The sequence below is a fragment of the Isoptericola chiayiensis genome, from assembly GCF_013149805.1.
Classification (GTDB): domain Bacteria; phylum Actinomycetota; class Actinomycetes; order Actinomycetales; family Cellulomonadaceae; genus Isoptericola; species Isoptericola chiayiensis.
Map to the genome: position 1 here is coordinate 353,307 of NZ_JABEZT010000003.1, position 13,376 is coordinate 366,682.

General features: G+C 71.5%; 9 protein-coding genes. 7 read left to right on the plus strand and 2 right to left on the minus strand.

Annotation, left to right across the window (positions count from 1 at the left end; genetic code table 11):
• Positions 1–110 precede the first annotated feature (110 nt).
• Positions 111–869 (plus strand): MerR family transcriptional regulator, encoded by a 759-nt coding sequence (locus HDG68_RS07910; protein ID WP_172150907.1) that lies wholly within the window; start codon positions 111–113, stop codon positions 867–869.
• 146 nt (positions 870–1,015) lie between these two features.
• On the plus strand, positions 1,016–1,441 hold the full coding sequence (locus HDG68_RS07915; RefSeq protein WP_172150908.1) for a hypothetical protein: 426 nt from the start codon (positions 1,016–1,018) through the stop codon (positions 1,439–1,441).
• A gap of 12 nt (positions 1,442–1,453) precedes the next feature.
• Here the strand turns inward: HDG68_RS07915 and HDG68_RS07920 are convergent, their stop codons facing one another.
• Complete coding sequence (locus tag HDG68_RS07920; RefSeq protein WP_172150909.1) at positions 1,454–2,536, minus strand: substrate-binding domain-containing protein; 1,083 nt, start codon at positions 2,534–2,536, stop codon at positions 1,454–1,456.
• A gap of 239 nt (positions 2,537–2,775) precedes the next feature.
• Between HDG68_RS07920 and HDG68_RS07925 the strand changes: the two genes are divergently transcribed.
• From HDG68_RS07925 to HDG68_RS07945, 5 genes are all read left to right on the plus strand, one after another.
• A complete protein-coding gene (locus HDG68_RS07925) occupies positions 2,776–3,774 on the plus strand; it encodes a carbohydrate ABC transporter permease (RefSeq protein WP_172150910.1) in 999 nt (332 codons plus the stop codon).
• Positions 3,774–4,595, plus strand: coding sequence for a carbohydrate ABC transporter permease (locus HDG68_RS07930; protein WP_172150911.1), 822 nt, complete (start codon positions 3,774–3,776; stop codon positions 4,593–4,595). The genes HDG68_RS07925 and HDG68_RS07930 overlap by 1 nt, the downstream gene beginning before the upstream one ends.
• A 71-nt stretch (positions 4,596–4,666) precedes the next feature.
• Complete coding sequence (locus tag HDG68_RS07935; RefSeq protein WP_172150912.1) at positions 4,667–5,971, plus strand: ABC transporter substrate-binding protein; 1,305 nt, start codon at positions 4,667–4,669, stop codon at positions 5,969–5,971.
• 75 nt (positions 5,972–6,046) lie between these two features.
• Positions 6,047–8,005 carry an alpha-L-rhamnosidase-related protein gene (locus HDG68_RS17545; protein WP_172150914.1) on the plus strand — a complete coding sequence of 653 codons (1,959 nt, stop codon included), beginning with the start codon at positions 6,047–6,049 and terminating at the stop codon, positions 8,003–8,005.
• On the plus strand, positions 8,002–10,626 hold the full coding sequence (locus HDG68_RS07945) for a family 78 glycoside hydrolase catalytic domain (RefSeq protein ID WP_172150916.1): 2,625 nt from the start codon (positions 8,002–8,004) through the stop codon (positions 10,624–10,626). The genes HDG68_RS17545 and HDG68_RS07945 overlap by 4 nt, the downstream gene beginning before the upstream one ends.
• A gap of 76 nt (positions 10,627–10,702) precedes the next feature.
• On the opposite strand, the gene HDG68_RS07950 is transcribed toward HDG68_RS07945, so the two are convergent.
• Positions 10,703–13,309, minus strand: a complete 2,607-nt coding sequence (locus HDG68_RS07950) for a glycoside hydrolase family 3 C-terminal domain-containing protein (protein WP_216648150.1) — start codon at positions 13,307–13,309, stop codon at positions 10,703–10,705.
• Between the last annotated feature and the right edge of the window lie 67 nt (positions 13,310–13,376).

The following is a 13,376-nucleotide window of genomic DNA, read 5'->3' on the forward strand; positions in this document are numbered from 1 at the left end:
GACTCAGTAATACCCTATGGGGGTATGCAATGCGTCGCATCCGCGGATGATTCCCCGCATCGCCGGACCGACTTGCGCTTGACGCAACGTCAACCTCTACCGTCGATCCCATGAGCCGTTCCATCCAGGACGTCGCCCGCCTCGCGGGTGTCTCGAGCCGCACCCTGCGGCACTACGACCGCATCGGCCTGCTGCCGCCGTCGGGCACCGGGCACGGCGGGCTGCGCCACTACGACGACGGAGCGATCCGCCGCCTGCAACGCATCCTGCTGCTGCGCGACCTCGGGCTGCCCCTGGCCGAGATCGCCGACGTCCTGGACGCACAGACCGACGAGACCACCGCGCTGCGGCGCCATCTCGACGTCCTGCACGACGAGCGCCGCCGGATCGACCGGCAGATCGCCTCGGTGGGACGCACGCTCACCGCACTGACCGAGAGGAGGCCGATCATGGCCGAGGAGATGCTGGACGGATTCGACCACACGCAGTACCGCGAGGAGGTGACCGAACGCTGGGGAGCCGACGCCTACGCCGCGTCCGATGCCTGGTGGCGCGGGCTCGGCGCCGAGGGCCAGTCCGCCTGGAAGGCCCGGGCCGACGCGCTGGGCCGAGCCTGGTCCGAAGCCGCCGCACGCGGAGTCGACCCGACGTCCGACGAGGGGCAGGCGCTCGCGGCCCGGCACGCCGAGTGGCTCGGGTCGATCCCCGGGACGCCCGGGTCCGACGTCGGGCGCCCGCCGAAGGAGTACGTCGTCGGGCTCGCCGAGATGTACGTCGCCGACGAGCGGTTCGCGGCGAACTACGGCGGGGTCGAGGGGGCGACGTTCGTGCGTGACGCGCTCGTGGCCTACGCCGAGCGCGAGCTCTGACGGGGCCACCCCTCTCGATCCGCGAGGTCGTACCTTCCGTCTCGCGGTCGTACCCGCCGTGTACGACCGCGGGACGGAAGGTACGACCGCGCGGTCAGGGTGGGCGGTCAGGTGGGTCGCTTGAGCGGCATGTGAGACTGGCCGGGATGAACGACGACTGGGCCCGGCAGCGCACCGAGGCCGCCCACGAGCACGCCGCCCGGCTGGCCGCCCGGCAGGACGCCGAGCACCGGCAGGCCGAGGAGCTGCTCGCACGGTTCGTCGTCGCCGCCCGCGCCGCGGACCTGCCGACCGTGCCGCTGCAGGTCAAGGGCTACGGCGGGCGCGGGACCGCCCGGACGCCGCTGCACGGGTGGTACCTGCGGGCCGACCGGACGGCCGCCGTCGCCACCGACGGCGACTTCTACGTGCTCACCGCCCCGCTGAGCCTGCTCGACCGGGCCCGCGGCGTGCACCCCGAGCCGAAGCGGCCCCCGCTCGTGCTCGGGGCGGGCGGCAAGGACGGCGACTCCATCGACCTCGTCGACGCGCTCGAGCGGCTGCTGCCCGGCTGGTCCTCGCGGTCGGCGTAGCCCTCGGGGCGGTCAGGCCTGGCCAGGGGCGTGCTCCGGCAGCCAACGCGCCGGGGTGGCCGGGGGAGCCGGGTCCCCGACGAGCGGCCGGGTGCTGGACTTGGGAACCAGTATCGGTTCCATCACGATCCGCCGGTGCTCGTGCTCACGGGGGTTGCGCAGCTCGTCGATGATCAGCTCGGCCGCGGAACGTCCCATCTGGACTCCGGCCTGGTCCATGGTGGTCAGCGGCACCAGGCTCGACCAGGCTTCGCGGTTGTTGTCGTAGCCGATGACCGACAGGTCCTCGGGGACGCGCAGTCGGCCGCGGACGAGCGTCGCCTGGACGAGTCCGAGAGCGAGGAGGTCGGCGCCGGCGATCACACCGTCGGGGCGGTCCTGGTCGCTGCGCGAGTGGATCACGGTGGCGACCTCGTAGCCGTCGTCGGCGGTGACCCCGTCGGTGGTCATCACCTCGAGCGTGACCTCGCCGCCGGTCTCGGCGACCGCCCGGCGGGTGCCCTGGAGCCGGTCGACGACCGCCGGGAACCGGTGCGCCCCGGCGAAGAGGAGCCGGCGGCACCCGCCCGCGATGAGGTGCTGCGCCGCCAGGTACCCGCCGCGGACGTTGTCCGTCTCCACGCTGCACACGTCGCCGGGCGGGTGGGCGTTGAGAACGACGACCCGCACCCCGCGGTATCGAAGCGGCGCGACCTGGTCGAGCAGGTCCTGGCGCGGCGCGAGCAGGATGCCGGCGACGCGTTCCTCCTCGAACAGGTCGAGGTAGGACCGCTGCTTGTCCTCCCGGGAGTCGGCGTTCGCCAGGACGATGTTGAGGTTGGCGGCCTGCGCCGCCTCCTCCGCGCCCTTGGCCAGGTCGAGGAAGAACGTGTTCGTCAGGTCCTCGACGAGGAATGCGAGCGTCCGGCTCGTCCCGGCCGCCAGCGACCGCGCCGTGCCGTTCCGTACGAAGCCGAGCGCGGCGATCGCGGCCTCGACCTTGCTCCGTGTGCGAGGCGTGACCTTCGCGGGGTTGTTGAGCACGTTGGAGACCGTGCCGAGCGAGACGCCCGCCGCGCGTGCGACGTCGGCCACGTTGGGCTGCCTCTCCTCCACGGTGAGCTCCTCCGGACGGTCGGTCGTAGGTCGACCTGAATCTAGACCACCGTACGGCGCCGCGGTCCGCGGCCGATGTGGGGATCACGGTTCGGCATCGACTTGTTGACACCCCACCCTACCTGTGAAACGCTTCAAAAAGTTCGCCGGACGGGGCGTAGACGTCACCGTCGGCCAACTCGGGAGTTCCGTGTCGTGCGGCTCCCGTCGTAGGGACGACGACGTTCGGAGCAGGAGCGATGACGCAACCTCTTCCGGCCTCCACGCCCCGGGTGACAGGCGATCCCGGGACCCGTGGGGCCACCGGCTCCCCGCCGGCTCAGGGCCCGGGGGGCCAGAAGCGCACGCGGCGCCGCCGGCGTGGCCTGACGGGCTCGCGGGCACCGTGGTGGTTCCTCCTGCCCGCGCTGTCGATCTACGTCTTCGTCGTGATCGTCCCGAGCCTGCGGGGCAGCGTCCTCGCCTTCACCGACTGGAACGGGCTCACGCCGGACTGGAACTGGGTCGGGTTCGAGAACTTCGCCAGGATCTGGGAGACGGAGATCGCCCGGGACGCCGTGGTGCGCACGGTCGTCATCGCCGTCGCGGTCACCGTCGTGCAGAACGGCATCGGGCTCCTGCTCGCGCTCGGGGTCAACACGCGGATCAAGTCGCGCAACCTGCTGCGGGTCTTCCTCTTCGCTCCGGCCGTGCTGACCCCGCTGGTCGTGGCCTACCTCTGGCGCAACCTGCTCGCCCCGACCGGTGCGGTCAACGCCTTGCTCGACGCCGTCGGTCTCGACAGCTGGCAGCGTGCCTGGCTCGGTGACTCCGATACCGCCATGTGGATGATCGTGGGGATCGTGGTCTGGCAGTTCGCCGGCTACTCGATGGTCATCTTCCTCGCCGGGCTCCAGGGCATCCCGGAGGAGATCTACGAGGCGGCCGAGCTGGACGGGGCCCGCTCGGTCCGACGCTTCTTCTCGATCGAGCTCCCCCTGCTCGCCCCTGCCGTGACCATCAACCTCATGCTCTCGATCATCGGCGGGATCAAGCTCTTCGACCAGGTCTACGCCACGACCGGGGGTGGTCCGGCCAACTCGACCGAGACCCTGTCGACCCTCATCTACCGGTACGCGTTCAACTCGGGCCAGTTCTCCTTCGCGATCGCGATGGCCGTGGTGCTGACGATCCTCGTCTCCGTCTTCGCGTTCGCCCAGTACGCGGTCCTGCGCCGCGGTGAGAGGAGGGCTTCCTGATGCGCCGCTACACCGCGCGGACCTTCGGCCTCGAGCTGGTCATGCTCGCGACCACGCTCGTCGTGGCCTTCCCGCTGTACATCCTGGTGAACCTGTCGGTGCGCTCCCGCAGCTCGACGCAGTCGATCCTGACGCCGACGACGGACCCGACGTTCGAGAACTACCGGACGGCGTGGGAGGACGCGGGCCTCGGCCGAGCGTTGCTGAACAGCACGTTCGTCACGGTCCTGAGCGTCGCGATCGTCGTCGTCTTCGGTTCTCTCGCCGCCTACACCCTCGCCCGGGTGACGCGCGCCTGGAGCAAGGTCACGTTCGTCGTCGTGATGGTGGGTCTCCTGCTGCCGTTCCAGCTCGGCATGCTCCCCCTGTACTCGACGATCCGGGACCTGGGCCTGCTGGGCTCCCTCTGGTCGCTCGTCCTGTTCTACGCGGGACTGCAGATGCCGTTCGCGATCTTCCTCTACACCGGGTTCATGCGGGCGCTGCCCTCGGACTACGAGGAGGCGGCGATGCTCGACGGGTGCAGCCCGATCAGGGCGTTCGGCCAGGTCGTCTTCCCCCTGCTGCGGGCCATCACCGGCACCGTGATCATCCTCAACGCCGTGTTCATCTGGAACGACTTCCTCACCCCGCTGCTCTACCTGTCCGGGACGGAGACGGCGACCATGCCGCTGGCCGTCTCGACCTTCGTGGCGCAGTACTCGTCGAACTTCAACGTGGTGTTCGCCGGCCTGCTCATCGGCATGGTCCCGGTCCTCGTCGTCTACTTCGCGATGCAGCGCCACATCATCAAGGGCTTCAGCGGCGGGCTCAAGGCATGACCCGCCGCCGCCCCCTCGACCTCGATCGGACCACCATGCCGCGACGGAGCGGCGCACGGAAAGGGAACCCCATGAAGAAGAACCTCATCACCACGACGGCCGCGGCTGCGGCGCTGGGCCTGGTTCTCACCGCCTGCAGCGGCGGCGAGTCCGAGCCGGAGTCCGGCGCGGAGGGCACCGGCGAGGAGACGGGTGGCAGCGGCACGCTGACCATCTCCGCGCTGAACTCCGACAAGGACGCGCTGGAGGCCTCGATCGCGGCGTTCTCCGAGGAGTACCCCGACATCGAGGTCACCACGACGTGGGCGGACGTCGACCAGTACCAGCCCACGTTGCGCACGCAGCTCACCGGCGGGACGGCGTCCGACGTCATCCAGATCTGGCCCGGTGCCGGCAACTCGGCGGCCATCTCGGTGCTGCAGCCGGCCGGCCTGCTCGAGGATCTCAGCGGCCGGGAATGGGCGGGCGACGTCCCCGAGGGGCTGCGTCCGGTGCTGGAGCGCGACGGCGGTCTGTACGGTCTGGCCGTCACGGTCAGCGGTATCGGCGCGATCTTCAACGACCAGGCGATGGAGGAGGTCGGTGCCGAGGCTCCGACGACCTTCAGCGAGGTGCTCGAACTGTGCCAGACGGCGCAGGACGCCGGGATCGTGGCCTTCGCGCACGGCACCCAGGACTCGTGGGTCGGCCAGCTCGTGCCGTACTCCATGGCTCCCGAGCTCGTCTACGCCGAGGACCCGGAGTTCGACAGCGGCGTGACCGAGTACACCGCCCCGCACTTCGCCGGGTCGGCATGGACCGACGTCATGGCCCAGCACACGGCCATGGTCGATGCCGGGTGCTTCAACGACGGCGTCGGCGGCACGGACTACAACACCGTGCTGCAGACGGCCGCCGCGGGCGACGCCCTCGGCATCATCAACGGCAACTGGGCCGTGGCCGAGCTGGGCAACGTCGCGCCCGAGGGCACGACGTTCAGCCTGCACCCCGTGCCGGCCTCTGACGACCCGGAGGCCACCCAGATGGCGGCGGCCGCCTCGGGGACCTACGGCGTGAACGCCAACGCGGAGAACAAGGAGAACGCGCTGCTGTTCTTCGACTTCCTCGCCAGCGCCGCAGGCACGAACGCCTTCGCCGAGATCAACGCCGGGCTCCCGGGCATCCCGAACGACGAGTTCGAGCTCGACCCGGCGCTGGCCCCGCTCGGCGAGTACTTCGACGGCGGACGCACCTACCCGTTCATGGACCAGCTCTGGCCGAACCCGGACGTGCAGACCGCGCTGCTCGACGGCATGCAGGGGGTCTTCGACGGCTCGATGACCACGGACGACGTGCTGACCGGCATGGACTCCGCCTGGGAGCAGGGCGAGGCCTGACCTGGCTGCGACGCCCGGCCGGTGTGACACCGGCCGGGCGTCGTGCGCCCTTCCACACCAGAGCAGGAGAAGAACGTGCGCCACGACCTGCCCTCCGCGGACCGTGTCCGCGAGGCGACGGTCCGGGACAGCAAGGCTGCCGGCCCGGACCCGTTCGACGACGAGCCCCCGGGCGGTGCCATCGCATCCGGCACCTGGTACTACCCGTGGGGACAGCTCGAGCTGGCGCGCCTGCACGACCTGGTCCGGCGGGGGTTCGAGGCCAACCGGTACGTCGACTACGTGGACAACTTCGGCGACGTCGTCGACGCGGCGGAGTTCCGTTGGGTCGACGACTCAGGTGCCCGGCAGGAGCGTGTGGCGGCCCGTCCCGGGGAACCGCCGGCGCTCCTGCTCGACGACGTCACCCCCGCACGGGGAGCGGTCGAGGTGCGCGTGGCCGGCGGCTCCTGGCGGCCTGCCGTGCTGCGTCGCGGCGCTACGGACCGGCCGCCGCACCGGGAGAGCGATCCCGTCGTGACGGTGCAGGGCCGGTGGGCCGACGGCCTGCTGGAGCTCCCGGCCCCTGTGCTGGGTCGCCCGGTGATCGTGTGCGACGCACGCCCGCGGATCTCGACGGGCGAGTCGCGCGAGGAGGCCGCGACGCCGGACGGCGAGGAGCACGAGGCGCGCCATGACGTCGTGCTGCGGCCCGACGGGCGGTGGACGACGCGGCACCTGCTCGGGTTCCGCTACCTGACGGTGCGGGCCGAAGGCCCGGTCGACGTCGAGGTCGAGGCCCGTGTGCACCCGGTACCGCGTCGCGGCGCGTTCCTGTGCTCCGACGAGCGTCTCAACCAGATCTGGGCGACGAGCGCGTACACCCTGAGGCTGTGCCTGCAGGAGCTGGTCGTCGACGGGATCAAGCGAGACCGCATGCCGTGGATGGGCGACCAGGCGTTGAGCACACTGACCAACGCGTTCGCCTTCGCGGACCGGCGAGCCGCGCACGACACGCTCGTCGCGCTCGGCCAGCCACGGCACGGCTACGTCAACGGCATCGCCGACTACTCCCTGTGGTGGGTCATCGCGTGCGGCTTCTACCTGCGGCACTTCGACGCGACCGACGACGTCGACGCCCTGGCCGGGCAGGTCGAGCGCTTCCTGGAGGACATGGCCGCGCACGCCGGACCGGACGGCATCCTGCGCCCGGCGCTGCTGCCCGACCAGTTCATCACCCACGTGTTCCTGGACTGGGGCCTCGAGATCGATCCCGACCGCGACCTGACAGCCCTGCAGGTCCTGTGGTGGTGGGCCATGACGTCCGGCGCGCGGGTCCTGACGGCGGCGCGGCACGGCGGGGCGGCGCGGTGGCAAGGACGTGCGGACGCACTCCGTAGCGTGCTGGAGCACCGGGCCCGGGACTCGGCCGGGACGTGGCGCGACTACCTCGACGCCGAGGGCCCTGCGGCGACGCCGTACGCCGACTTCCTCGCCGTGGCCTCCGGCCTCACCGAGAACGTCCCGACGAGCCTGCGGGTCGCGATCCGTGAGTCGGGTCGCGCCGGGACGCCCTTCATGACCGCGTTCGCGCTGCGTGCGCTGGGGATGGCCGGCGAGCGCCACGAGGCGGTCCGTCGGCTGCGCTCCTGGTGGGGCGAGATGCTCGACGCCGGGGCACGGACCTTCTGGGAGGACTTCGCCGACGACGGCACCGACGCCCTGGATATGTACGGGCGCCCGTTCGGCAAGAGCCTGTGCCACGGCTGGTCGGCCGGCCCGCTCGTCCTCCTGCCGGAGCTGGTGCTGGGCGTCCGTCCCCTGGCGGACGGCTGGGCCGTCCTCGAGCTCGACCCGTGCCTCGGGGACCTGACCTGGGCACGTGCGGTGGTGCCGTTGCCCGGGGGCGACCTCGTCGTGGATGCCGAGACCTCCGCCGCGGAGGTCGTCGTCGTCGTCGACGTCCCGCCCGGCAGCGCGCTGCGGCATCCCGAGCACGGCGAGCTGGGGCCCGGCCGCTGGACACTGACCTACCCCGAGGAGAGCATCACGTGACCGACGAGACCGTCCCCGCCCCCCAGAACGTCCGGTTCGAGCACCACCAGCCCGGTGCCCTGGGGATCGGTGCGGCACGGCCCCGGGTGTCCTGGACGCTGCCGCACGCTCCGGCGGGCTACCGGCAGGCCGGATACGAGCTGCGGGGCGTGATCACCGCGGCCGACGGCACTCCCGAGGAGTTCGGCGAGCAGGTCGAGGGTGACGCGCAGGTGCTCGTGCCCTGGCCGGCCCGACCGCTCGGCTCCCGCGAGGCCGTCCTGGTGCAGGTGCGCGTCCGGTCCGCCGGTGGTGGCTGGAGCGCCTGGAGCGACCCGACCTCCGTGGAGGTCGGACTGCTCGGTCCGCAGGAGTGGGAGGCCGCGCTGGTCGGACCGGACGACTCCGGGGTGGCGCCGTCGGACCGCCGTCCCCCGCTGCTGCGGGGCGAGTTCACCGTGCCCGACGGCGTTCGCGCGGCTCGTCTCTACGTGACCGCGCACGGGTTGTTCGAGGCGGAGATCAACGGGACCCGGGTCGGGGACGACGCGCTCGCTCCGGGCTGGACCAGCTACCGCCACCGGTTGCGCTACCTCACCTACGACGTCACCGATCATCTGCGCCCCGGGGCCAACGTGCTGGGAGCCTGGTTGGCCGACGGGTGGTACCGGGGGCACCTCGGGTTCGACGGCGGGGAGTGGGACATCTTCGGCGACGACGTCGGCATGCTCGCCCAGCTCGAGGTCGTCACGGCCGCGGGTCGATCCGTGGTGCTGCGGTCCGACGGCTCCTGGCGCACGGCTCCCGGGCCCCTGCTCTCGGCGCAGCTGTACGAGGGCGAGGTCCACGACGCGCGGCTCGAGGAGCCGGGCTGGTCCGCACCCGGGTTCGACGCGACCGGGTGGCAGGCCGTCCGGGTGACGGATCTCGACCTGTCGCTCCTGGCCGCCCCGGACGGACCACCGGTGCGCTGCACCCAAGAGCTGTCCCCGCTCTCGGTGTCCGAGCCGGAACCGGGGCGCTACCTGGTCGACTTCGGGCAGAACCACGCGGGCCGGCTGCGGATCCGTGCGGACGGGCCCGCCGGGACGCGGGTGACGCTGCGGCACGCCGAGATCCTCCAGGACGGGGAGCTGTGCACCGTCCCGCTGCGCGCGGCGACCTCCACCGACGTCCTGGTGCTCGACGGTGCGGGGGAGCGGGAGTGGGAGCCACGGTTCACCCTGCACGGGTACCGGTACGCGGAGATCTCCGGACTGCCCGCGGGGTCACCGCCGGAGGTCGTGTCCCGTGTGCACCACTCGGACATGGCGCGACGAGGCCACTTCTCCTGCTCCGACCCCGACGTCGAACGGTTGCACGAGAACGTGGTGTGGTCGATGCGCTCGAACTTCGTCGACGTGCCGACCGACTGTCCGCAGCGGGACGAGCGGCTCGGATGGACGGGCGACATCCAGGTCTTCGCGCCGAGCGCGGCGTTCCTGTACGACGTCGGCGGAGTGCTGTCCGAGTGGCTGCACAGCGTGGCGGCGGAGCAGGCGCACTACGGCACGGTGCCGTGGTATGTGCCGTACATCCCCGGCCCCGGCTGGGACCCGACCGTCCCTGGAGCGGTCTGGGGCGACGCCGCGGTGCTCGTGCCATGGGTGCTCTACGAGCGCACGGGCGACGCCGAGCTGCTGCGTCGGCAGTACCCGAGCGCGCGGGCGTGGGTCGACCAGGTGTTGGGGATCGCCAGGTCCGAGGGTCGAGACCTGCTGTGGGACACCGGGTTCCAGCTCGGGGACTGGCTGGACCCGACGGCTCCGCCAGAGGACCCGACCCGTGCGATGACCGACCCCTCGCTGGTCGCGACGGCTTACCTCGCACACTCGGCGCGGCGCCTGGCCCGGACGGCCGAGGTGCTGGGCGAGGACGACGACGCGCGGCGCTACGCCGAGCTAGCGGCAGAGGTGGCACGGGCCTTCGCCGACGCCTACCTCGGCGAGCACGCCCCCGCCGGAGCGCGTACGCAGACGTCGTACTCACTCGCGCTGACGTTCGACCTGTGCCCCGACGAGGAGACCCGGGACCGCATCGGGGACTCCCTGGCAGCGCTCGTGCGGGCGTCGGGTGGCACGATCCACACCGGTTTCGCGGGGACGCCGGCCGTGACCGACGCGTTGTCGGGTTCGGGACACCTCGACGAGGCGTACCTGCTGCTGCTCGCCAAGGAGTGCCCGTCCTGGTTGTACGCCGTCACGATGGGCGCCACCACGACGTGGGAACGGTGGGACAGCATGCTTCCCGACGGTTCGGTGAACCCGGGTGACATGACCTCGTTCAACCACTACGCCCTCGGTGCGGTCGCCGACTGGATGCACCGGGTCGTCGCCGGGCTGGCCCCGGACGCCCCGGCCTACCGTCGCATCCGGTTCGCGCCGCGTCCCGGTCCGGGCATCACGGCGGCGGCGGCGAGCCACGAGACGCCGTACGGCACCGCGAGCATCGGCTGGACGCTCGACGACGGTGTGCTGGCGGTGCGCGCCGTCGTCCCGCCGGGAGCCGAGGCCGTCCTCGACCTGCCGGGTCTGCGGCGCGAGCTCGGGCACGGCACCCACGTGGTGGAGCACAGGCTCCGCGAGGATGCGTCCACCCCCTGAACGGAGCAGTCGTGGAACGACGGCGGCCCGCCCCTCGCAGGAGAGGCGGGCCGCCGTCGTCGGGTGTGCCCGGACGTCAGCCGAGCTTCTTCCACGGCCCCCAGCGTGACGCTCCGGGCTCCGCGTTGCGGTTCCACCACTGCGCCTCGTAGGTCTCGCCGTCGTGCACGACGACGTCGCCGCGGGTGAAGATCCGCGACTCGGTCCACACGGCGGTCCCCTCGGACGTCTCGGCGAGCTCCTGCCACGGGCCCCACGGCGAGGCACCCGGCGTCTGGCGCTTCGTCCACCAGGTCGCCTCGAACACCCGGTCGTCGTAGGTCACGCGGTCGCCGGCACGGTACGTCTTGCCCTGCTTCCACTCCGCGGGGCCCGCGTCGTCGCCCTTCACCGTGAGCTCGACCGGCTCGGAGAGGTCGTCGGACGCGGCCCCCACCCGGACCTCGAAGGTGCCGGACGGCGTCACCCAGTCGTCGGAGCCGGCGTCGAAGTACTCGAGCAGGTGCCGGGTCTCGAGCTCGTCCTCCGACAGGGTGATGGTCACGTTCCGGTGCTCACCCGGCTCCAGGTGCACCCGCTCGAAGTCGACGAGCCGCTGGAACGGCTCGCCGGCCTCGTCCGGCAGGGTCACGTACACCTGAGCGACCTCGGTGCCCGCCACGTCACCGGTGTTGGTGAGCCGGAACCGCACGCGGACGTCACGGCCCTCCTTGACCTTCTGCGGGGTGACCTTCACCTTGTCGTACTCGAACGTCGTGTACGACAGGCCGTGACCGAACGCGAAGAGCGGCTCGATGCCCTGAGCCTGGTACCAGCGGTAGCCGACCTGGAGGCCCTCGGAGTACTCGACCTGGCGGATCTCCTCCTCGTCGTTCCGTTCGGTCGAGCCGTCCGCGAAGACGCCCGGGTACTGCTCGGGAGTCTGGGTGGGGGTGTCCGCGAGGGACGCCGGGAACGTCATCGGCAGCTTGCCGGAGGGGTTGACGTCACCCCAGAGCAGGTTGCTGATGGCCGTACCCATCTCGCGGCCCGCGTACCAGGTGTGCAGCACGGCGTCGACGTCCTCGATCCACGGCATCTCGACGGCGGAACCCGTCTGGGTGACCGCGACGGTGGTGTCGGCGGCCGCGGCGACCGTCTGGATGAGCTCGTCACCGCCGGCGTCGAGGCGGAGGTCCTCGATGTCGCTGAACTCGCCCATCCGGTAGTGGCCGAAGACGATCGCGACGTCCGCAGCCGCGGCCGCGTCGCTCACCTCGTCGAGGTCGGACCCGTTCGCGAAGGTGACGGAGCCGCCCGCGGCCTCGACCCGCTCGGTGATCGCGTCGAGCGGTGCGACGGGGTCGGGGCACGGGACGGAGGTGCCGCCCCCGCCGAACGGCAGGTACGACGAGCAGACCGACACGGCGCTGATGCCGTCGGTGGGCTCGTTGGACGCGGTCGGGCCGATCACGGCGACGTCGAGCGCCCCGTCCGCCAGCGGCAGGGTGCCGGCGTCGTTCTTCAGCAGGACCGAACCCTTCTCGGCCATCTCGAGGGCCAGCGCCCGGCTCTCGTCCGTGATCAGGTCGTCGGATACCCGCTCGGGGACGTTGTCGAACAGTCCCGTCTCGATGAACGCACGGACGACCTCGAACGCCGCGGTGTCGATCTGCTCCTCGGTGATCTCGCCGGCGTCGAGGGCTGCGTGCAGGCGCTCCGGCGTGTACCAGATCGGCCGGTTGAGCTCCATGTCCAGTCCGGCGTCCAGCGACGGTGCGGTGGAGTGCACCGAGCCGAAGTCGGACATGATGAATCCGTCGTAGTCCCATCGGTCCTCGACCTCGTCGGTCAGCAGGTCCTCGTTCTCGCAGGCGTAGACCCCGTTGACCTGGTTGTACGAGCACATGATCGAGGCGGGGTCGCCCTCGCGGGTGGCGATCTCGAACCCGAGCCCGTAGATCTGCTGCATGGTGCGCTCGTCCATGTTGCTGGAGCTGAGGTCGCGGTCGAGCTCCTGCTCGTTGGCGACGTAGTGCTTGAGGTTCGCGACGACGTTGTTCTCGGGGTTGGTGTCCTCGAGGCCGCGGATGTTCGCGGCGGCCAGCACGCCGGAGAGGACCGGGTCCTCGCCGTAGTACTCGGACGTGCGTCCCGAGAGCGGGGTACGCCCGCCGGCCACGCCCGGGCCGAGGATGACGCCGTACCCGCCACGGTGCGCCTCGTCGGCGACGATCGCGCCCTTGGCCGTGCTGAGCGTCGGGTCGAAGCTCGCCGCCTCCGCGATCGGGACGGGGAAGGCGGTGCCCCCGGTCGCCGAGAGGCCGTGGGCCCCGTTGGCGAAGGTGAGGTCCGGCGTGCAGGGGACCTGCTCGGGGTAGACGACGCCCCCGGACCATTCGGTCTGGTTCGGTGCGACGGCGGGCTGCTCCACGAGCCAGCGCATCTTCTGCTCGAGGCTCGAGTGGTCGAGCAGGACCTGGGCCCGCTCGCCCGCGGAGAGGCTGGTGTCCATCCAGGGGCACTCGGCGGGGAACGAGGCGTTTGCCGCGTTCGGGGACGAGCCCCACGGAGCTGCCTGGGCGGCGAGCGGTGCGACGACGAGCGCCGCGGTGAGGGCGACCGGCACCAGCGCCCGTCGGCGCCTCCGGTCCCGGTGGGTTCCGCGACCGGCGTCCTGCCGGTCCATTGCGTCGATGGTCATGTGTCCTCCTTGACACCGATCGGCGTTTTGTGAAGCGTTTCAAACCGATCTCGAGGAACCTCGAGGA